The organism is Polaromonas sp. P3_A5, from assembly GCF_056403055.1.
Genome location: NZ_JBFUGF010000001.1, coordinates 305816 through 326248, shown reverse-complemented (window position 1 = coordinate 326248; position 20433 = coordinate 305816). Strand labels below are relative to the sequence as shown.

General features: G+C 63.6%; 20 protein-coding genes. 7 read left to right on the top strand and 13 right to left on the bottom strand.

The window, feature by feature from the left end:
* Window positions 1-59 precede the first annotated feature (59 nt).
* Window positions 60-557 (top strand): hypothetical protein, encoded by a 498-nt coding sequence (locus AC1DU8_RS01640; RefSeq protein ID WP_477726370.1) that lies wholly within the window; start codon window positions 60-62, stop codon window positions 555-557.
* Window positions 558-591: 34 nt separating this feature from the next.
* On the opposite strand, the gene AC1DU8_RS01635 is transcribed toward AC1DU8_RS01640, so the two are convergent.
* The 12 genes from AC1DU8_RS01635 to AC1DU8_RS01580 form a co-directional block, all read right to left on the bottom strand.
* The gene (locus tag AC1DU8_RS01635; protein ID WP_477726369.1) at window positions 592-1926 is read right to left on the bottom strand and encodes an esterase/lipase family protein; all 1335 of its coding nucleotides are present in this window, start codon (window positions 1924-1926) and stop codon (window positions 592-594) included.
* A 231-nt stretch (window positions 1927-2157) separates the two neighbouring features.
* Complete coding sequence (locus tag AC1DU8_RS01630; RefSeq protein ID WP_457281360.1) at window positions 2158-2535, bottom strand: response regulator; 378 nt, start codon at window positions 2533-2535, stop codon at window positions 2158-2160.
* Between the two features lie 110 nt (window positions 2536-2645).
* Window positions 2646-3506, bottom strand: coding sequence for a pseudouridine synthase (locus AC1DU8_RS01625; protein ID WP_477726368.1), 861 nt, complete (start codon window positions 3504-3506; stop codon window positions 2646-2648).
* Between the two features lie 84 nt (window positions 3507-3590).
* Entirely contained in the window at window positions 3591-4295 is a 705-nt protein-coding gene (gene kdpE / locus AC1DU8_RS01620) for a two-component system response regulator KdpE (protein WP_477668642.1), read from the bottom strand.
* A 19-nt stretch (window positions 4296-4314) separates the two neighbouring features.
* Window positions 4315-7023, bottom strand: a complete 2709-nt coding sequence (locus AC1DU8_RS01615; protein WP_477726367.1) for a DUF4118 domain-containing protein — start codon at window positions 7021-7023, stop codon at window positions 4315-4317.
* Window positions 7024-7056: 33 nt separating this feature from the next.
* On the bottom strand, window positions 7057-7233 hold the full coding sequence (locus AC1DU8_RS01610) for a hypothetical protein (protein WP_457281364.1): 177 nt from the start codon (window positions 7231-7233) through the stop codon (window positions 7057-7059).
* 11 nt (window positions 7234-7244) lie between these two features.
* The gene (kdpC, locus tag AC1DU8_RS01605; RefSeq protein WP_457281365.1) at window positions 7245-7817 is read right to left on the bottom strand and encodes a potassium-transporting ATPase subunit KdpC; all 573 of its coding nucleotides are present in this window, start codon (window positions 7815-7817) and stop codon (window positions 7245-7247) included.
* Between the two features lie 24 nt (window positions 7818-7841).
* Window positions 7842-9917, bottom strand: coding sequence for a potassium-transporting ATPase subunit KdpB (kdpB, locus tag AC1DU8_RS01600; RefSeq protein WP_457281366.1), 2076 nt, complete (start codon window positions 9915-9917; stop codon window positions 7842-7844).
* A 25-nt stretch (window positions 9918-9942) separates the two neighbouring features.
* Window positions 9943-11742 carry a potassium-transporting ATPase subunit KdpA gene (gene kdpA / locus AC1DU8_RS01595; RefSeq protein WP_477701980.1) on the bottom strand — a complete coding sequence of 600 codons (1800 nt, stop codon included), beginning with the start codon at window positions 11740-11742 and terminating at the stop codon, window positions 9943-9945.
* The gene (locus tag AC1DU8_RS01590) at window positions 11742-11840 is read right to left on the bottom strand and encodes a potassium-transporting ATPase subunit F (protein WP_457281368.1); all 99 of its coding nucleotides are present in this window, start codon (window positions 11838-11840) and stop codon (window positions 11742-11744) included. Before AC1DU8_RS01590 ends, kdpA begins: the two co-directional genes overlap by 1 nt.
* 216 nt (window positions 11841-12056) lie before the next feature.
* Window positions 12057-12251, bottom strand: coding sequence for a hypothetical protein (locus AC1DU8_RS01585; RefSeq protein WP_477649103.1), 195 nt, complete (start codon window positions 12249-12251; stop codon window positions 12057-12059).
* 13 nt (window positions 12252-12264) lie between these two features.
* A complete protein-coding gene (locus AC1DU8_RS01580) occupies window positions 12265-13050 on the bottom strand; it encodes a sulfite exporter TauE/SafE family protein (RefSeq protein WP_477701979.1) in 786 nt (261 codons plus the stop codon).
* A gap of 93 nt (window positions 13051-13143) precedes the next feature.
* Here AC1DU8_RS01580 and AC1DU8_RS01575 point away from each other — a divergent pair, with 93 nt between their 5' ends.
* Genes AC1DU8_RS01575 through AC1DU8_RS01565 form a run of 3 tightly spaced genes read left to right on the top strand, consistent with a single transcriptional unit; the run spans window position 13144 to window position 15111 of the window.
* Complete coding sequence (locus AC1DU8_RS01575) at window positions 13144-14085, top strand: LysR substrate-binding domain-containing protein (RefSeq protein ID WP_477666484.1); 942 nt, start codon at window positions 13144-13146, stop codon at window positions 14083-14085.
* A gap of 4 nt (window positions 14086-14089) precedes the next feature.
* Window positions 14090-14758: an HD domain-containing protein gene (locus tag AC1DU8_RS01570; protein ID WP_477701978.1), complete on the top strand. Its 669-nt coding sequence runs from the start codon at window positions 14090-14092 to the stop codon at window positions 14756-14758.
* Window positions 14755-15111 (top strand): hypothetical protein, encoded by a 357-nt coding sequence (locus tag AC1DU8_RS01565; protein ID WP_477666482.1) that lies wholly within the window; start codon window positions 14755-14757, stop codon window positions 15109-15111. Before AC1DU8_RS01570 ends, AC1DU8_RS01565 begins: the two co-directional genes overlap by 4 nt.
* 210 nt (window positions 15112-15321) lie before the next feature.
* Here the strand turns inward: AC1DU8_RS01565 and AC1DU8_RS01560 are convergent, their stop codons facing one another.
* Entirely contained in the window at window positions 15322-16038 is a 717-nt protein-coding gene (locus tag AC1DU8_RS01560) for a Crp/Fnr family transcriptional regulator (protein WP_457281374.1), read from the bottom strand.
* Window positions 16039-16198: 160 nt separating this feature from the next.
* On the opposite strand from AC1DU8_RS01560, the gene AC1DU8_RS01555 reads away from it, so the two are divergent.
* The 3 genes from AC1DU8_RS01555 (at window position 16199) to AC1DU8_RS01545 (ending at window position 20399) form a co-directional block, all read left to right on the top strand.
* Window positions 16199-17398 (top strand): ABC transporter substrate-binding protein, encoded by a 1200-nt coding sequence (locus AC1DU8_RS01555; RefSeq protein WP_457281375.1) that lies wholly within the window; start codon window positions 16199-16201, stop codon window positions 17396-17398.
* Between the two features lie 147 nt (window positions 17399-17545).
* Window positions 17546-19492 carry an AMP-dependent synthetase/ligase gene (locus AC1DU8_RS01550; RefSeq protein ID WP_477726366.1) on the top strand — a complete coding sequence of 649 codons (1947 nt, stop codon included), beginning with the start codon at window positions 17546-17548 and terminating at the stop codon, window positions 19490-19492.
* A 124-nt stretch (window positions 19493-19616) separates the two neighbouring features.
* Window positions 19617-20399: an ABC transporter ATP-binding protein gene (locus AC1DU8_RS01545; protein WP_457281377.1), complete on the top strand. Its 783-nt coding sequence runs from the start codon at window positions 19617-19619 to the stop codon at window positions 20397-20399.
* Window positions 20400-20433 lie beyond the last annotated feature (34 nt).

Here is a 20433-nt window from a genome sequence, read left to right as displayed (position 1 = left end):
TGAGGCGTACTTAATCACTTCACAGGCTCAGCTCCGTGTCCTCCTGCAGCACCTACCCAATGTCTTTCAGCCGCCTCATGGCGCTGTCGGCGCTGCTGGTGGCCATGTTCTGCATACCGCAGAGTTCACGAGCTGGCGAGATGCTGAGTGTTGACAAACCCCAAGCCAGCACAAAGCTGGATTTCGCCATCGTCATTCCAGCTGTGCTTCGTATCCTGGAAAACAGCCACCCGGCAGCCCTGCTTTCTGCCGACACCACGGGATCCCTCATTTCCGCCACGCAGCGCATGGTGTTGGTATCGACCCTGGGCAAGGGCTTCTGCATGGACTTGCAGCTCAATCAGCAGCACGTAGCGGGCTGGCAGCTGAACGTCAGCGGCAGCACGGGCACCCGCGTTGAGGCTGCCGATGGCGGCTACCGGGTCTGCGCACTGCGTCCCGGCCGTTTTGAACTGGCACTGCAACACGCCTTCAGCCTGAAGGAACGCAAACCCGGCGCAGACGCCTCGGCCTCCAACTTCAGCTGGCCCGTCAGTGTGAGCCTGGTCACCCCCTGACCAGATTGCGTAAAACCCCCGGCCGCCAGGAAGGCTAGCGGCCCAACCATTGCACCAGCTGGCGCGTCACCTCGGGGCGGCCCAGCAATTCCATGTGGTTCATGCCCTGCGCCACCCACTGGTTTTCCGGCGCAAACGCCAGCGTGCGGGCCGCCTCTTCATGCAGGCCCAGGGCGCTTTCCAGCGACACCAGCCCATCGCCCACCATCTTGCGCGCCAGTGCCTCCCTGACCGGGACCAGGGGGCCGCGGCCGGCTGACAGCGTGGTGGCGGCGACCGCATAACAATCCACGCCCGCGGGCAGGGGCACGACCTCCCGCACGTCGGGGCCACGCTCAAAACGCCCCGCCTGCCGCCAATCGGCTTCCAGCACGTTGCCGTGGCGCAAGTCAGTGATGCCGGCACTGCGCACCTGGCCGATCCTGGCGAAGGGCCGCGTCACCAGGTTGCTGCCCAGTACGCTGTCGACCCAGCTGCCCAGACGCTCCAGCGGCGCGCCGTGATGGGGTGTTCCCAAAAACACCATGGCCTTGAGCTGCTGCAGCCAGCTGTGGCCCGCCTGGGCTGCGTGGTGCCAGGCGCTGCGCGCCACCAGGCCGCCCATGCTGTGCACCAGCAACGTCACGTCCTGCACCGGCTGCGGCCAGGCCTTGACCAGCTGCTGCAACAGGCCGGCCAATTGCTCGCCATTGGCCGAGGTATGCAGCCCCGTGTTGTAGTGCAGGTATACCGGTGTGTAACCCAGCTCGCGCGCCAGCTGGCCGCCATGGCCCTGCGGCAGCGCGCTGTTGCCGCACCACTGCAGGTCATTCATGCACAGCCCGTGAACCATCACCAGAATCTTTCCCGTCGCGCGCGGCAGCCGCGCAGCCAGCGCCTCTGGGTCCAGCACCAGCGGCTGGCCTTCATGGCGCAAGCTCATGTGGATGGCCAACGGGTTGCCCGTGTCCAGCAGCAGGTCTCCCAGGACGCCGTTCAGGGCCGAAAGCATGGCTTCGCGCTGCGGTGAAGAAGCCTGCGCGCCGGCCAGCGGCACTGCGCGCGACAACACCGCATTGGCCGCCCCACCAGCCAGCCGCGTGACGCCCCTGATGCTGCCGTAGACCCAGCCCGTGATGCCGGAAGGCTTGACACCGCTGCTTCCCGGCGCACTGTCGACAAACCTTGAACCCAGCAGGCCAAACGGTGCGGCAACGGCTTTGTACACATTGCCCTGCACGGTTTCTGCCAGGCCCGTGACGCCCAGGGTGGCCTGCGTGGCAAGCTGGGCCAGCCCCTGGATGTCGGAAACATGTAGCCAGGTCGGCAACCTGAAAGACCCGGGTTTGGGGATGGTGGCCGTGGCGTCAGGCCGTTCTGGTGTGCTCATGGCGCGATTGTGGCGCTATGGGAGCCCATGCGCCAGCGGGTCGTTCCACCGCAGCAGTTTTATAAGGAAAAAATGGCGTTAAGCCAAGCAGGACCAGCGCAATCAGCTATTAATTTAATAGCAGAAGAACTACGGTGTTGGTGGCTAAGACGAGCCACCAGACCGCAAGATGCCACCTTTCAGCGCGCCGTTCCAGGGGGAATGCCAAGAGTACGCGCCCTTGATCCCCACCTAGTGCAAGGTCGTTTGCTCCTGGCAATAGTCAAACAGGCCCTCGAGCTCACTGGACTTGTCGAACACCGCATCAGCCCCGAGTTCGGCGGCGCGCCTGCGGATTTCATCCGTCGCGTAGTTGCTCAGGACGACCACCTTCTGGTAGGGCTCACGGTTGCGGCAGCCTGCGAGCACGCCCAGCCCGCTGCCTTCCTTCAGGAAAAGGTCCACGATGGCCAGATGCCACTCACCGTTGTGCAGCTTCAGCCAGCGGGTGGCCTCGGTCTGGGTGGCGCCGTGGCCCGTTACCTGGACAGCGGCAATCTCCTTGAGCGCCTCTATCAGGTTCTCAAGAACGATTTCGTTGTCTTCTACCAGGTAAGTAATTAGTGCCATACAACCCACTTTAGGCTTTGGCCTACGGGAAACTGCCATCCGTTGACGCGCATCCGGGTAGGACAGAGGGACGCACGGCCCACAGGACGGGCAGAGCCTGACAGGGCAGACTAGAAGTGCTCGTGCGGTGCCAGGTAGCGCCATTGGCCGACCGGCAGGTGGCCCAGGTTGACATTGCCGATGCGCACGCGCTTCAGGCCGGTGACAAAGAGGCCCACCTGCTCGCACATGCGGCGAATCTGGCGCTTTTTGCCTTCCTTGAGCACAAAACGCAGTTGCTCGGGGTTTTGCCATGACACCTGCGCGGGCTTGAGTGCCTGCCCGTCCAGGCTCAGGCCGTGGTTCAGCAGCGCCAGCTTTTCACGCGGGAACAAGGCCTGCACATTGGCAGTTTCGTCCCCCTTTTCGGTTCTATAGCTAACGCGCACCAAATACTCTTTTTCGATCTCCGAGTCTTCACCGATGAGCTGGCGCGCCACGCGGCCATCCTGCGTCAGCACCAGCAACCCGATGGAGTCAATGTCCAGCCGCCCGGCCGGCGCCAGGCCACGTAACTGCTCATGGCCCCAGCGCATGCGGCTGTTGCATTCGCGCCAGCGGTTTTGCGGCTGCACCAGCACCACGGCCGGTTCATGCCCGTCTTCGGCCTGGCCGCTGACATAACCGACCGGCTTGTTGATCAGGATGGTGACCTGCTGGCGCTGCTGCTGCTCGGCCTGGCGGTCGATCTCGATACGTGCGTCCACGGCCACCGGTTGCCCCATGACGGCCGGTGCACCGTTCACACGCACCCAACCGCGGGCGATCCAGTCATCAGCCTCGCGGCGCGAGCAAAGGCCCAGCTCGGCCATGCGCTTGTTCAGCCGCACGGTGGGGGCCGGTGCGCCTGGTGCAGTCGCTGCCGGCGCGGCTTTCTGGATTCGTACGGCGGCGCCGACAGGCCTCGGGCCGGGTTTGAGAGGTTCAGTCATTTGCTATCTATTTTATAGCTGCTCGCGCAGGTTATTCGTGGGCTACAGGCGTATTTGGCTCTTAAATGCCACCGGGTACGGCTCTCAGGCCACCCAAAGGCGGTATCCCACAGCCGTTTCCGTGAGCAGGTGTTTGGGCTGCGCCGGATCGGCCTCGAGCTTCTGGCGCAGGTGGCCCATGTAGATGCGCAGGTAGTGATTTTGCCCGGCATGGGCGGGGCCCCACACCTCGCGCAACAGCTGGCGGTGTGTCAGCACCCGCCCGGCGTTGGTCATCAACACGGTGAGCAGGCGGTATTCAATAGGCGTGAGGTGCACCTCCACACCGCCGCGGCGCACCAGCCGCGCCTGGCGGTCCACCACCACATCGCCGAAGGTAAAAAGCGGCTCGTCAGGCGTTCCGTCAGCGCTGGCAGCGCGCGGGCGGCGCAGGTTGGCACGCACACGGGCCAGCAGTTCGCCCACGCCGAAGGGCTTGGTCAGGTAGTCGTCGGCGCCGGCGTCCAGCGCGGCAATTTTGTCTGCCTCGTCGGCGCGCGCCGACAGCACCACTATCGGCACGGCCGACCAGCCGCGCACGTCGCGAATCACCTCCAACCCGTCGCCGTCGGGCAAACCGAGGTCCAGCACCAGCAGGTCGGGCTTGCGCGTGCCGGCCTCGGTCAGCCCGCGCTTGCCGGTGTCCGCCTCGAACACCTGCCAGCCTTCGGCCTCCAGCGCCGCGCGTACAAAGCGGCGTATCTGTGGCTCGTCTTCAATCACAACGGCAACGGGTGCGGGGTGGGACATGGGCAAAGAGGAAGAAAGGTCAGGCGGGTTCAGGCAGGCCCTGCGGCGGCGGGCGGCGCGGCAGGGTGATGGTGAATTCTGCACCACCGCCCGGCGCATTGGCGGCCGTGATCTGCCCTCGGTGCGCCTGCACCACTGCCTGGCAGATGGCCAGGCCCAGCCCCACGCCCGGCGTGGCCGATTCGGTCTCGCCGCGCGTGAACTTCTCGAACAGCTCGTGCTCGCGGCCCTTGAGGGTGGCGGGCAGGCCGGGCCCGTGGTCACGCACCGCCAGCATCAGCGCCTGCTCCGTCGCCTCTGCGCTGATTTCTATAGGCGACCGCCCGTACTTGGCTGCGTTTTCCAGCAGGTTGACCAACACGCGCTCCATCAGCACCGCGTCAAATTCGACCAGCGGCAGATCGGCGGGTAGCGCCGCCGTGACAGCCTTGCCGGCCAGCGCGTGCTGCGCCTGGCGGATCGCCGAACCGACAATTTCCTCGACAGACTGCCATTCGCTCCTCAGGTTAACGGCACCGCTTTGCAGCCGCGCCATGTCCAGCAGGTTGTTGACCAGCGCGCTCAGGTGCCGCGCTTCGCCGGCGATGGCGCGCGCCGCCTGCGACTGTTCGCTACTCAGTGGCGGCGCCGTGCGCTGCAGGGAGTCGGCCAGGCCGATCAACGCGGTCAACGGCGTGCGCACATCGTGCGAAATCGCCGCGAGCAGCATGTTGCGCAATTTCTCGGACTCCATCTGCACCACCGCCTGCTGGGCCACCTCTACATAGTGCACGCGCTCCTGCGCGATGGCGATCTGCCGCGCCAGGGTTTCGAGCTGCTGCATCTGCTCGGGAATCAGCAGCCAGCGCGCCTGCGCAGGCTTGAGCGCCAGCACGCCGCGCACGCGCATCGGTGCCTTGAGCGGGATGTAATGCCATGCCTGGGCCGACAAGGTGGCGGTGGCCAACCCCGCCGGCTGTTCGTTGCGGAACACCCAGTCGGCCACGCTGGCATCGAAATCCGCGGGCGGTTTGGCGGGCGGCAGTAACTGGTCGTGGCTGTCGGTCACCATCACCACCGCCTGCCCGCCGAAGTTGCGCTGCGCGGCCGCTTCGCCGAGTTCCATGACCTGCTCACTCAGCAGCGCCGCCGACAGGTCGCGCGTGAGCTCGAACAGCGACTGCGCGCGGCGCTCGCGGCCGGCCGCAATGCGCGCCTGAAAACGCAGGCCTGCCGTGAGTTGCCCGGTTAGCAGCCCCACCATCAGCATGACGGAAAATGTCAGCAGGTACTGCACATCGCTGACGGCAAACGACAGGCGGGGCGGCACAAAGAAAAAGTCAAACGCCGCCACATTGAGGAAAGCCGCCAGCGCTGCCGGCCCGCGCCCGAACTTCAGCGCCACCAGCACCGTACCGAGCAGAAACAGCATCACGATGTTGGCGAGGTCAAAAAATCTGAGCAAAGGCAAAGCCAGCAAGGTGACTGCGGCGCTACCAGCCATTGCCCATGCGTATCGCGGCAGGCTCTCCTGCCAGGCCGCGGCGGCATCATCGTCGGCAGAACGCTGCACGGCGCGCGCCAGCCGCCGCGCACTGTCGGCATGGCCCACCTCCACGATGTCCAGTGTGGGCGCCAGCGTTGCCAGCCGGCGCGTCATGGTGGATCCGGCCCACAGCGCGCGCCAGCCCGGCAGCTGCGGGCGCCCCACCACCAGCGTGGCGCAATTGAGTTGCTGCGCCTGCGCTACCAGTTCGGCGGCGGGATCGCTGCCGGTCAGTACCGCCGTGGCCGCGCCCAGTTCTTCGGCCAGCTGGATAACGGCCAGGATGCGGTCGCGCCTGGCAACCTCCAACAGCTGCAGGCGCGGCGTTTCCACATACGCTGCATGCCAGCGCACATTGAGCTGGCCGGCCAGGCGCGCCGCCGTGCGCACGGTCTGCTCGGCGCCTTCACGCGGGCCTATGCAGGCGAGGATGGCGCCTTCGGTGTTCCAGACCGGGGCGATGGATTTTTCGACGCGGTAGCTGCGCACGTCGTCTTCCACATGCTCGGCCGTGCGCCGCAATGCAATCTCGCGCAGTGCGATCAAATTGCCTTTGCGGAAAAAATTCTGCGCCGCGCGCTCGGCCTGCTGCGGCAGGTAGACCTTGCCGGCTTTCAACCGCGCCATCAGTTCGTCAGGCGTGACGTCGACCAGGATGATTTCATCGGCGCCGTCCAGCACCGTGTCCGGGACCGTTTCATGCACGCGTATGCCGGTGATGGCACCCACCGTGCCATTGAGGCTTTCCAGGTGCTGCACATTGACCGCTGACCAGACGTCGATGCCGGCTTCCAGCAGCTCCTGCACATCCTGCCAGCGCTTGGCATGGCGCGAGCCCTCCACATTGCTGTGGGCGAGCTCGTCGACCAGCAGAAGTGCCGGCTTGCGCGCCAGCGCCGCGTCCAGGTCGAACTCTTTCAACCTGTGCCCGCGGTAGGCTACCTCCTGCAAGGGCAGTTGCTCAAGCCCGGTCAGCAGTTCCATGGTTTCACTGCGGCCATGGGTTTCGACCACACCGACCAATACATCCCGCCCGGCCTTGCGCTCGCGCTGCGCGGCGCTGAGCATGGCGTAGGTCTTGCCCACGCCGGCACTGGCACCGAAGTAGATGCGCAAACGTCCCCGGCGCGCTTTTTCCTCCTCGCCGCGCAGACGGTCGAGAAGTTCGTCGGGGTCAGGGCGGGAGTCGGAAAAACTGGCCATGCCGTTGCGCTATTCCTGGGTGATTCAAAAGTTTCAAAGATCGCCTCGCAAAGGGTAACACCGGGTGTGTTTTTCCTGTTCGCCTGACTCGCCATCTTTTGGCATGCCGGACTCCCGCCTTTCACCGCGGCCCGCGATCCACCAGGCCACCGCCAGCGGCACGCCAAAGGCGGCCAGCGCACACAAGACCCGCAGAAGATCAGAGTCCATGGACATTTCTCTTAACGAAGCGCTTCCAGCGCGAGGTTGAGTTGCAGCACATTCACCTGGGCCTCGCCCAGAAAGCTCAGCAAAGGCTGCTCGGTGTACTGCCCGACCAGGGCCTGAACCTTCTCAAGCGCCAGGCCACGCGCTTTGGCCACACGGGCCACCTGGTAGCGCGCCGCAGCCGGGCTGATGTGCGGGTCCAGCCCGCTGGCAGACGCCGTGACCAGGTCCACCGGCACCTGGGCCGTGTTGCCCGGATCGGCCGCTTTCAGCGCTTCGACACGGCCCTTGACCGCGTCGACCAGCGCAGGATTCAGCGGGCCCTGGTTGGAGCCGCTGGAAGCCGATGCGTTGTAAGGCATGGGCCCCGTGGCCGATGGGCGGCCCCAGAAATTTTTGGGATCGCTGAAGTTTTGCCCGATCAGCGAAGAGCCGACAACCTTGCCGTCACGCTGGATCAGGCTGCCGCCGGCCTGCGCCGGAAACAACGATTGCGCGGCGCCGGTCACCACCAGGGGATAAGCCACGCCGGTGACCAGGGTCAGCACGGTGAACATCACAATTGCGGGGCGAAGAATATTTGTCATGAGGATTCCTTGATATGCAGGTGTTCAGGCGAGGTTCATTGCTACCAGCAGCAAGTCAATCGCCTTGATTCCGATAAAGGGCACGATGAGACCGCCCAGGCCGTAAATAAGCAGGTTGCGGCGCAGCAGCGTAGCGGCGCCCACAGCGCGGTATTTCACACCTTTGAGCGCGAGCGGGATCAGGAACATGATGATCAGGGCGTTGAAAATCACCGCCGACAAAATCGCCGACGACGGACTGCCCAGACGCATCACATTGAGTGCAGCCAGTTGCGGGTAAGTGGTCACAAAGATCGCCGGGATGATGGCGAAGTACTTGGCCACATCGTTGGCGATTGAAAACGTGGTGAGCGAGCCACGCGTCATCAGCAGGGCCTTGCCGGTTTCCACAATCTCCAGCAGCTTGGTGGGGTTGGAGTCGAGGTCCACCATGTTGCCGGCTTCCTTGGCGGCCTGGGTGCCGCTGTTCATGGCGACCGCCACGTCGGCCTGGGCCAGGGCCGGCGCGTCGTTGGTGCCGTCGCCCGTCATCGCCACCAGCCGGCCTTCGGCCTGGTACTGGCGTATCAGCTTGAGTTTGTCTTCGGGCGTGGCCTCTGCCAGGAAGTCATCGACGCCCGCCTCGGCGGCAATGGCGGCGGCCGTGAGCTTGTTGTCACCGGTGATCATCACCGTTTTGATGCCCATGCGGCGTAGCTCGCCGAAGCGTTCCTTGATGCCGGCCTTGACAATGTCTTTCAGCTCCACGATGCCCAGTACCGTGCTGCCGTCGGCCACGGCCAGCGGCGTGCTGCCGCGGCGCGACACGTCATCTGAAGCACGCAGGACTTCAGACGGGACGCTGCCGCCCAGTGCTTCCACATGCTTGCGCATCGCATCGACCGCGCCCTTGCGCAGTTGCCGCTTGCTTCCATCGGGGTTCAAGGCGTCCATTCCGCTCATGCGGGTTTGCGCAGTAAAGGGAACCTCGGTCACGGCCTGCATGGGCGACTGGCTGACGGCCAGCTTCAGGGCCAAAGCCACGATGCTGCGGCCTTCCGGCGTTTCGTCGGCATAGGATGCCTGCATGGCGCAGGTGGCGAGCACTTTTTCAGACACGCCGGGTGCGGGCAAAAAGCTTGAAGCCTGGCGGTTGCCGTGAGTGATGGTGCCGGTCTTGTCGAGCAGCAGCACATCCACGTCGCCGGCAGCCTCGACCGCGCGGCCCGAAGTGGCGATGACATTGGCCTGCATCATGCGGCTCATGCCGGCCACACCCACGGCCGACAGCAGGCCGCCAATCGTGGTCGGGATCAGGCAGACCAGCAGCGCTACCAGTGCGGTGATGCTCACCACCGTGCCCGCCCCCACCGCACCCACGCTGAACACGGAGAACGGCAGCAACGTGACAGTAACCACCAGGAAAACAATGGTCAGCGCCACCAGCAAAATCGTCAAGGCGATTTCATTGGGCGTCTTCTGGCGTTTGGCACCTTCGACCATGCTGATCATGCGGTCCAGGAAGGATTCGCCGGGGTTGACGGTGATGCGCACCACCAGCCAGTCTGACAGCACGCGCGTGCCGCCGGTCACGGCGGAGAAGTCGCCGCCCGACTCGCGCACCACCGGGGCCGATTCGCCGGTGATGGCGCTTTCGTCGACCGAGGCCACGCCTTCAATCACTTCTCCGTCCAGCGGAATCATGTCGCCGGCATCGACCAGCACCACGTCCCCTTTCCGGAGATTTTCAGCTTCTTGCGGCAGGAACGTGGCGCCATGCCGGGGTTCCTTGAGCTTCTTGGCCCAGGTGCTTTTTTTCAGGCTCCGCAGCGACGCCGCTTGTGCCTTGCTACGGCCCTCGGCCAGCGCTTCGGCAAAGTTGGCGAACAGCACGGTGAACCACAGCCAGACGGCCACGGCAAAGATGAATCCGGCAGACGCTTCGCCCTGGCCCTGCAGGGCTTGCAGGCCCAGCAAGGTTGTGAGAATGCTGCCGATGTAGACGACAAACATCACGGGGTTGCGCCACTGCACGCGCGGGCTCAGCTTGGTGAACGAAGCCACGATGGCCGGCTTGAGCAGCGCGGGATCCAGCAGCATTAAAGTTTTTTGGGTACTCATATGGGTTTCTCTTTGAGCCTCGCGGTTATTGGCCTGGCCACAGCATCAGGTGCTCGACCACCGGGCCCAGCGCCAGGGCGGGCACGTAATTGAGCAGGCCCACCAGCAGCACAGTGCCTATCAACAGCATCACGAACAGCGGGCCGTGCGTGGGCATGGTGCCGGCCGTAACCGGCAGGCGTTTCTTGGTGGCCAGCGCACCGGCAATGGCGAGCACCGGAACGATGAAGCCGAAGCGCCCCAGCCACATCACGATGCCCAGCAGCGTGTTGTAGAACGGCGTGTTGGCCGACAGCCCCGCGAAGGCGCTGCCATTGTTGTTGCCGGCCGAGCTCAGCGCGTAAAGGATTTCAGAAAAGCCGTGCGCACCGGGGTTGGCAATGCCCGCCTTGCCTGCGCCGGCCAATACGGCGATGGCGGTGCCGGCCAGCACCAGGACAGGCGTGACCAGGATGGCGATTGAGGTCAGCTTCATCTCATGCGCCTCGATCTTCTTGCCCAGGTATTCCGGCGTGCGGCCAATCATGAGGCCGGCGATGAACACCGCCAGGATGGCGAAGATCAGCATGCCATAAAGCCCCGTGCCAACGCCGCCAAACACCACTTCGCCCAGCTGCATCATCACCATGGGCACCATGCCGCCCAGCGGCGTGAAGGAGTCGTGCATGGCATTGACCGCGCCGCAGGACGCCGCCGTCGTGATGACCGCGAACAGGCTGGAGGCATTGATGCCGAAGCGGGTTTCCTTGCCTTCCATGTTGCCGCCGGCCTGCAGCGCGCTGGCCGTCTGGTCCACACCCAAAGGCGGGAGCAACGGGTTGCCGGCCTGCTCGGCGGGCGTGATGGCCACGACCGCGATCACAAACATCACCGTCATGGCGGCGAGCACGGCCCAGCCCTGGCGCTGGTCGCCCACCGCGCGGCCGAAGGCGAAGCACAGCGCCGCCGGAATCAGGAAGATGGACAGCATCTGAAAGAAATTACTCAGCGCCGTCGGGTTTTCGTAAGGGTGGGCCGAGTTGGCGTTGAAGAAACCGCCGCCGTTGGTGCCCAGCATCTTGATGGCTTCCTGAGACGCGACCGGGCCCATGGCCAGGGTCTGCTTGTCGGATTTGGCATCCTCCATCACGGTATTGCCCTTGTCGTCTTTCAGCGCCTGGCCATCAGGGCCGTTTTTCGGCTGCTGATAGCTGGTCACTTCCAGTGTGCTCACGTCTTTGTAGGCATCAAAGTTCTGGATGACGCCCTGCCCCACAAGAAAGACGGCAAACACCAGCGACAACGGCAGCAGCAGCCAGGCCGTGATGCGCGTGATGTCCACCCAGAAGTTGCCGATGGCGCCGGTCGCGCGCGCGGCAAAACCGCGGAACAACGCAAACACCACGGCGATACCGGTGGCTGCGGAGAAGAAATTCTGCACAGCCAACACCAACATCTGCGTGAGGTAGCTCATGGTGGACTCGCCGGCATAGCCTTGCCAGTTGGTATTGGAAACAAAGCTGACGGCGGTGTTGAAGGCCGAGTCGGGCGTCACCGCGGCCATGCCGGCAGGGTTGAGCGGCAACCAGACCTGCAGGCGCTGCAGGGCATAGACAGCCAGCACGCCGAGCGCGTTGAAGGCCAGCAAGGCCAACGCGTACTGCGACCATTTCATGTTGGTATCGGCCGATGTACCGGCGAGGCGATACAGCGGCGCTTCCGCCTTATGCATCCAGTTGGGGAGGCTACCGGAATACAGGCGGGCCAGCCAGATACCCAGCGGCCAGGCCGTGACCAGCAGCGCACCGAGGAAGAGGGCGAGGAGCCCCCATGACACGTTGCTCATCAAAACTCCTCGGCGCAGATCAGCGCATAGACGAGGTAAGTGAGCAGCAGGACAGCACAGACGCCGCCGAAGCCGTACAAAACGTCGAGGCTGATCATGAACGGCCTCCTTCGGATTTTTCAAGCTTCTGGAAGCCCCAGACCAGCAAGACCATCACACCCCAGAGGGCGGCGGCGCCAAGAATAAACGCGAGATCCATGACTTTCTCCAACAACAAACGATGGAAGAAGTTTCGGATCCGACGTGTAAAAACGGGGATGAAAGACCGGTAGCCGGTATAAAGAAAGCGTAAAAATCAGGGGTTTAAACCCTGTTCAAGCCGATGCGTGAGACCGCATCACCACGCGCAGGTGCAGCGCGCGCAGGGCGTCAATGTCGTCCAGCAGGGACGAGGCCAAAGGCAGCAAGGGATCACCCTGATCGCCCGCTTCCTCCAACAGCAAGACCAGACGCGCGGCTTTGGCATGGAGCGCCTCCATAGCCTGCGAAACCTCGCTGTGGTTTTCCATCGCACCGGCGTGGCTATCGCATCGCGCTGCGGGTGACCATGTAAACGCCTATCAGCAGCAGACCGGTGAAAAACAGGCGCCTGAAACCCTTCTCGCCCACCCGCCCGCGCAGCTTCTGGCCGGCGACCATGCCCAACAAGGCAGCGGGCAATGGCAGCAGCAAACTCCAGCCACCCGGCATACTGCCCATGGCAAAAGAGCCCTCCATCACCAGGCGCAGAAAAAGTGCGCCGGTGGACACGGTAAAAGACAGGCCAAGCGCCTGCACCAGCTCGTCTTTCTTGAGCGATAAGGCCTGCAGGTAAGGCACGGCCGGAAAGACAAACACGCCGGTGGCCGAGGTGATGGCGCCGGTCGCCAGGCCGGCAGCGAAGGAAGAAACCCGCTCGCCGCGCGGCGTGACCACCAGCGGCAGCGCGCACAGCCCCAGCAGCGCATAAATGATCAGCGCGGCGCCCAGACCTGCCGAGGCGAGGTCCGCATCAAGGGTGACCAGGCTGACCGGTGCCCACAACGTTCCGGCGATCACGCCAGCCTGCAGCGGCCACAGGCGCCGCAACAGGCTTGCCAGCGCGGCGCCGTCCCACATCTGCCAGGCATTCGTCAGCAACGAAGGCAGGATCAGGATGACGGCTGCCTGCGCAGGCGGCATCACGCCGGCCAGCAAGCCCATGGAGAGCGTCGGCAACCCCAGGCCCACCACGCCCTTGACGAGGCCGGCCAGCAGGAATACGCCGGCGACGACGGCCATCAAGAGGGTGTCGTTCCCTGCGCTCACGAAGTTGTTCATCGAGTTCATGTCGCCGATTCTGCGCAGCGGCGCGTTTGCGCTCAAGCGGTAATATCCGTTCACAGCCTTCGCCGTTGCCGAAGGCTAAAACGCCTGCAGCCCATGCCCGCCACCCTTCGCTTTGACCTCATCGACCTTCGGCTGTTTCTGCACACCGTCGATACCGGCAGCATCACGGCGGGCAGCAAGCTTTCACACCTGGCGCTCGCCTCGGCCAGCGCACGCATACGCGGCATGGAAGACGCCCTGGGTGTGCCGCTGCTGGAACGCCTGCGCGCCGGCGTGAAGCCGACCAAGGCCGGCCTGGCCGTGGCCCACCATGCGCGGCTGGTGTTGCAGCAAATCGAGCGCATGCACGGCGAGATCGGCGACTATGCCGGCGGGCTGGCCGGCAAGGTGCGTTTGCTGTCGAACACCGCCGCCATCACCGACTACCTGCCGCAAGCACTCGCGGATTTCCTCAACACGCATCCGGCCATCGACGTCGACCTGGAGGAGCGCCCCAGCCACCTGATCGTGTCGCAGCTGCTGGGCCAGGCGGCCGACCTCGGCATCGTGGCAGACTCCGCCGACATCTCCAGCCTTGAATCAAAACCTTTCCGGCGCGACCGGCTGGTGCTGGTGGTTCCAGCCGGCAGCGGCTTCGGCCGCCAGCGCCAGATACCGTTCGGGCAAACATTGAGCCATGACTTCGTCGGCCTGGAGGAAGACAGCGCCCTGCAACAGCACCTGAACCTGCAGGCCGAGCGCCTGGGGCTGCGCATGCGCACCCGCATACGGCTTCGCAGCTTTGAGGCGGTCTGCCGCATGGTGGAGGCCGGGGTCGGTGTGGCCGTGGTGCCGGCCATCGCGGCCGAACGCCATGCGGAGGCAGGCAAGCTGCGCATCCTCAAGCTGACCGACACCTGGGCCGACCGGCAGTTGCTGATCTGCGCGCGCCGCTTTGACCAGCTGTCGCTGCCGGCGCTAAGACTGGTCGAGTCGCTGTGCGCGCCTGCCGCGCCGCCGGAGCGCTCACACGCGCACACAACACCCAAGCGATAAAGTCATGCCCATGCAAACCCCTGAACCCACAGACCTGCTGGCCAGATCCTGGCGGCTTTGCGCTGATGCCCTTGCCGTCCGGCCAATCGGGCGGGCGGTGTTCGACGGACTGGTGGCGCGCTACTCAGAGCCGCACCGCAAGTACCACACCGTGCAGCACCTGGGCGAATGCCTCTCGCATTTCGAAGGCGTCCGCGACCTGGCTGAACAGCCCGCAGAAGTCGAGATGGCACTGTGGTTCCATGATGCGATTTACGACACGCAGCGCCACGACAACGAGGAAAAAAGTGCCGACTGGGCTCGCGAGGTGCTGCTGGCGCACGGCACCGCCGAAGCCGCCGCGCAGCGCGTTCATGACCTGGTCATGGCCACCCGCCATACGGCGCTGCCGGACTCGCCCGACGAACAGCTGCTGGTCGATATCGACCTGTCCATCCTGGGCGCCGGCCCAGCCAGGTTTGCCGAATACGAGCAGCAGATCCGGGACGAATACGCTTTTGTACCCGCGGCCGTGTTCCGGCAAAAGCGGGGCGAAATCCTGCAGAGTTTCCTGGACCGGCCTGTGATCTACAGCACGGCGCATTTCCACGAAACACTGGAAGCGCGTGCGCGCGAGAACCTGCGCAAGGCGATTGCCGGCGCGACATCGGCAACCAGCCCTTCAGCACGATGAACATCTGCCCCCACTGCCGTCAGGCTGGAATCAAGATCTGGGAAAAACGTTTCTCCAGCCGCGGCAACCCCGCCACCTGCACCGTGTGCGGAGGGCTCTCGCATGTTCTGGCCAGCGCCGCCGGCGGCACATTTATCCTGACATCCGTCCTGTTGATGCTTGCCGTCCTTGCCGGTTTTTTGACCAGCTCATGGCTGGCCGGGTTGTCGGGTGGACTGCTGGCAGCGGCCTACAACCTGTGGGCATGGCAGCGCGAAGCGCTTTGGCCGATCCTCAAGGAAAACGCCCAGGCTGCAAACCGCGCCAATTGGGTGGTCGCCGCGGTTTCCATCTTTATTTCGTTTCTTTCCTGAGGGACGGTGCCCCCACCTGTCGCACCATAACGCTATCAATTTCATAGCTGCCAGCGCATATCCTGATTGGTCCGAAGGCACTTTTGACATCAAAAAAATGTCGGGCACCACACGCCAAGTGCCAAAGATGGCTTCCCAGGATAGTTTTCTCTCTACAAATTGCTATTAATTCAATAGCTGCTTGCGCTTTCCCCCATTGGCCTGCAGCCATTATTTGCTTGAAAAAACACTGGACCGCAGGGCGCCCAGGTCCAGCACGCGCAGGCCGCCGTATTCGATGCGGATGAGGCCCTGGGCCTGCAAGGCATTGAGCGCCTCGTTCACGCGCTGGCGTGACAAACCCACCAGGTAAGCCAGTTCCTGCTGCGTGATGCGCAGGATTTCGCCCACACCCGGATACAGCACCGGGTTGAACAGCGAGGCCAGGCTGCGCGCCACACGGATGTCGGGGTTGTTCATGCGGTCGATCTCGCGCGCGGCGATGAACTGACCGAGCCGCTCATTGAGCTGGTTCATCACAAAGCGGTTAAAGCCGATGGAGTGGTCCAGCAGCCAGTGGAAGGTTTCAACGGGCAGGCCCGCCACCACGCTTTTGCGCAGCGCCTGGATGTTGTAGCGGTAGGGCTCGCGCTTGAGCGCCGTGCCTTCACCGAACCAGCCGCCGGGCGGCACGCCGGTGAACGTCATGGTCATGCCCTGCTCGTTGTCGCTGCTCATCTTGAGCAGGCCTTCGACCACGCCAAACCAGTAGGTCACCGGCTTGCCCACACGGCACACATAGTCGCCCGGCGCGGCGTCGCCTACCTGCAGCCCCGCCAGCGCACGTGCCCTTTCTTCAGGCTGCAGCAAGGGCAGCCAGGGAATGCCGCGCAGCTCGTCGGGCGTGGGGTTCCTGCGGCGCTGGTGAAGAGGCGGTTCAGTGGACATGGCTCACAGCATTCGGGTGAAAGTCAGTGAAAGGTCAGGGAAAGTCCGGGGCGGGCGCAACCCTTGGATTGTCGTCGGATAGACATTTCATTGCCAATCCAAAGCATAGCATCGGCCCCGCTGAGACAGCAAACCAACAACGAAAGCCAGGAGACCCGCCATGACCGAAAACCGCACACCTTCGCCGACCGATTCATTTCCTGCAGGCATCGACCCGCAGCGCACCCGCCTGACACGCCGCCGCATGCTGGGCGCACTCGCCGCCGTGCCCGCCGCACTTTACGGGCCGGCGCGCGCTCAGGACACCGGCCCGGTGCACATCGCGCAATCCATCGCGCTGAGCGGGCCGCTGGGCGAGCTGGGCCAAGCCATGCACCAGGGTGCAAAAGCCTGCTTTGCCAGCATCAACGCCAAGGGCGGCGTGAACGGCCGGCTGATCGAACTCACCGTGGCCGACGACGGCTACGACGTCAAACGCGCGCTGACCAATGTGAAAGGCTTCATCGACGACAAAAGCAATTTCGCGCTCTTCAATTGCATGGGGACACCCATGATCGAAGCCATGCTGCCTCAGGTGATGGAGTCGGGCATGCCTTTCTTCGCACCGTTTTCCGGTGCGCTGTCGGCACGGCCGGCCAATGCGCGCAATGTGTTCAACATCCGCGCGAGTTACGCCGACGAAGCCGAGCAGCTGGTGCAGCACCTGGCAACCATCGGGATCCGGCGCATCGCGATCGTCTACCAGAACAACTCCTTTGGGAAAGAAGTCTTCGACGCCACCCAGCGCTCCATGGCCAAACACAAGCTGGAAGCGACCGCGATTGTCACGGTGGAAAACAACTCTTCGGATACCGGCCCGGCAGCGGTAAAAATTGCGGGCTCCAACCCGGAAGCCGTGCTGGTGGGCCTGGCCGGCAAGCCGACCATCGACTTCGTGAAAGCGATACGCGTGCAGCGCAAGGGACTGCCGCTTTATGCGCTGTCCATCATGGGCGCAGCCGCCACACTCAAGGCTATGGGTGACGACGCCACCGGCATTGCCGTGTCTCAAGTCGTGCCCTTGCCGGGCAATACCGTGGTGCCTATGGTGCGCGAATTCCAGCAGGCCTGGAAAGCCGCGGGCGTGACGCTGGAGCCTTCACACCTGGCGCTGGAGGGTTACATCAATGCCCGCGTGTTTGCCGAGGCGCTGCGGCGTGCAGGCAAAAACCCCACGCGCGCCGGCTTCATCGACGGCACCTGGAATTTGAAGCGCTATGACCTGGGCGGCTTTGAAGTGAGCTTCAGCGACTCGGCCCGCAATGCCTCACGCTTTGTGGAACTCACCATGGTTTCGCGCGACGGGCGCTTTATCCGATAAACCGCGCCGACCCCGGGCACACCCCAGTAGGACTTACCCGGAAATTGTCGTCGCAATGACACCGTAACGTCAAAGCCGGTCCTACTATTCATTGCATACCAGCGGCTTTCAACGAGAAGCCGCACAAGAACGGAGACAAGAAAGCGAATGCAGACCACGTTCCCACGATTGCTGCTCAAACATGCGGCCGAACGCCCCGGCGCCGCCGCCATGCGCGAAAAAGAGTACGGCATCTGGCAGGCGCACAGCTGGGCCGGCATGGCGCAGCTGGTGGAGCGCATCGCCTGCGGCCTGCATGAAGCCGGGCTGCAGCGTGGCGAGCACATGGTCATCATCGGCGCCAACCGGCCGCGCCTGTACGCCACCATGCTGGCCGCGCAGTCGCTGGGCGCCATACCCATTCCGCTTTACCAGGACGCCGTGGGCGCCGAGTGTGTCTTTCCCATCAACAATGCCGACGTACGTTTTGCGCTGGTGGAAGACCAGGAGCAGGTGGACAAGCTGCTGGAGATACGCAGCCAGTGCCCGCAACTGGACCAGATCATTTATGACGACCCGCGCGGCCTGCGCAACTATGCCGAGGCTGGCCTGCAATCGCTGGACGCCTTGCTGGAAAAGGGCGAAGCCTTTGCCGCGAAACAACCCGGCTTCTTCAAGAGCGAAGTCGAAAAATCCCGGCCGGATGATGTGGCCGCGATGTTTTTCACCTCGGGCACCACGGGCAATCCCAAGGGCGTGGTCCATACCCACAACACCCTGCTGGACCGCGCCAAGGCCGGCGCCGACTTCGACAAACTCACCTCCGGCGAGGAAGTGCTGGCGTACTTGCCACCCGCGTGGGTCGGCCAGAACATCTTCAGCTATGCGCAGTGGCTGGCCTGCGGCTATGTGGTGAATTGCCCCGAGAGCGCGAGCACCGTGATGATCGACCTGAAAGAAGTCGGCCCGACCTACTACTTTGCGCCACCGCGGATTTTCGAAAGCCTGCTGACCACCGTGATGATCCGCATGGAAGACGCGGGCCGCATCAAACGCGGCATGTTCAACTATTTCATGGGCGTGGCCAAACGCGCCGGCCCCGCATTGATGGACGGGAAGCCGGTGGGCGGGCTTGACCGCCTGCTATATGCACTGGGCAGCGTGATGGTCTATGGCCCGCTGCGCAATACGCTGGGTTTTTCGCGCGTTCGCGTGGCCTACACCGCGGGTGAAGCGATTGGACCGGACCTCTTTACCTTCTACCGCTCCATCGGCATCAACCTGAAACAGCTGTATGGCTCGACCGAGACCGCCGTGTTTGTGTGCCTGCAGCCGGACAACGAAGCACGCGCCGATACGGTAGGGGTGCCGATCAGCGGCGTGCAGATCAAGGTGGCCGACAACGGGGAAATCCTGGTGAAGTCCGCCGGCCTGCTCAAGGAATATTACAAAAATCCCACGGCGACGGCCGAGGTGCTGAGCGCCGACGGCTGGTATCACACCAGCGACGCGGGCTTTATCGATGCCGCCGGCCACCTCAAGATCATCGACCGCGTGAAAGACGTGGGCCGCATCAAGGGTGGCACCAACGACGGTGCCATGTTCGCGCCCAAGTACGTGGAAAACAAGCTCAAATTCTTCCCGCACATCAAGGAAGTCGTGGCCTACGGCGACGGCCGCGAAAAAGTCTGCGTGATGATCAACATCGACTTCGACGCCGTGGGCAACTGGGCCGAACGCCGCAATCTGCCTTACGCCGGCTACACCGACCTGGCGCAAAAGCCCGAGGTTTACCAGCTCATCAAGGAGTGCGTCGAAAAAGTCAACGCCGACCTCAGCGTGGACGCCCTGCTGGCCGGCTCACAGGTCAGCCGCTTCCTGGTGCTGCACAAGGAGCTGGACGCAGATGACGGTGAACTCACACGAACGAACAAGGTGCGACGCGGCTTCATTGCCGAGAAATACCTGCCGCTGATCGATGCGCTCTATGGCGACAAGACTGAGCAATTCATTGAAACCGTCGTGAAGTTTGAGGACGGCCGGTCTGGCAGCGTCAGCGCGACCCTGAAGATCAGCGACACCCAGACTTTTGCGCCAGTAAAGGCAGCAGCATGAACAACAAGCGACAGCAAGTCCCCCAGATACCAGCTCGAGCCGCGGAACCGGCTTTGCCGGGCCGCAGGCGGGCGGCCCCCTCGGGGGGTAGCGCAGTACACGCAGTGACAAGCGTGGGGGCAGCATGACCAAGAAGATCGGCGATGTCATCCTCGACGTCAACAACATCAGCCTGAGTTTTGGTGGCGTGAAAGCGCTGTCCGATATTTCCTTCAATGTGAAAGAGCATGAAATCCGCGCCATCATCGGACCCAACGGCGCCGGCAAAAGCTCCATGCTCAACTGCATCAACGGCGTCTATGCGCCGCAGCAGGGCTCCATCACCTTTCGCGGCCAGACCTTCAAGCATATGAACAGCCACCAGGTGGCCGTCATGGGCGTGGCGCGCACCTTCCAGAACCTGGCGCTCTTCAAGGGCATGAGCGTGCTCGACAACATCATGTCGGGCCGCAACCTCAAGATCAAAAGCAACCTGCTGCTGCAGGCGCTGCGCATCGGTCCTGCCGAAAAAGAAGAAATCATGCACCGCGAGGCTGTCGAAAAAATCATCGACTTCCTGGAAATTCAGGCCTATCGCAAAACGCCCGTGGGCCAGTTGCCCTACGGTTTGCAAAAACGCGTGGACCTCGGCCGTGCGCTGGCGATGGAGCCGCAGGTGTTGCTGCTCGACGAACCCATGGCCGGCATGAACGTCGAGGAAAAACAGGACATGTGCCGCTTTGTACTCGACGTGAACGACGAGTTCGGCACCACCGTCGTGCTGATCGAGCACGACATGGGCGTGGTGATGGACATCTCCGACCGCGTCGTGGTGCTCGACTACGGCAAAAAAATCGGCGACGGCACCCCCGACGAAGTACGCAACAACGAAGACGTGATCCGGGCTTACCTCGGAACCAGCCACTGATATGGACGAGAACACCAAGATGAAATCGCAGCCT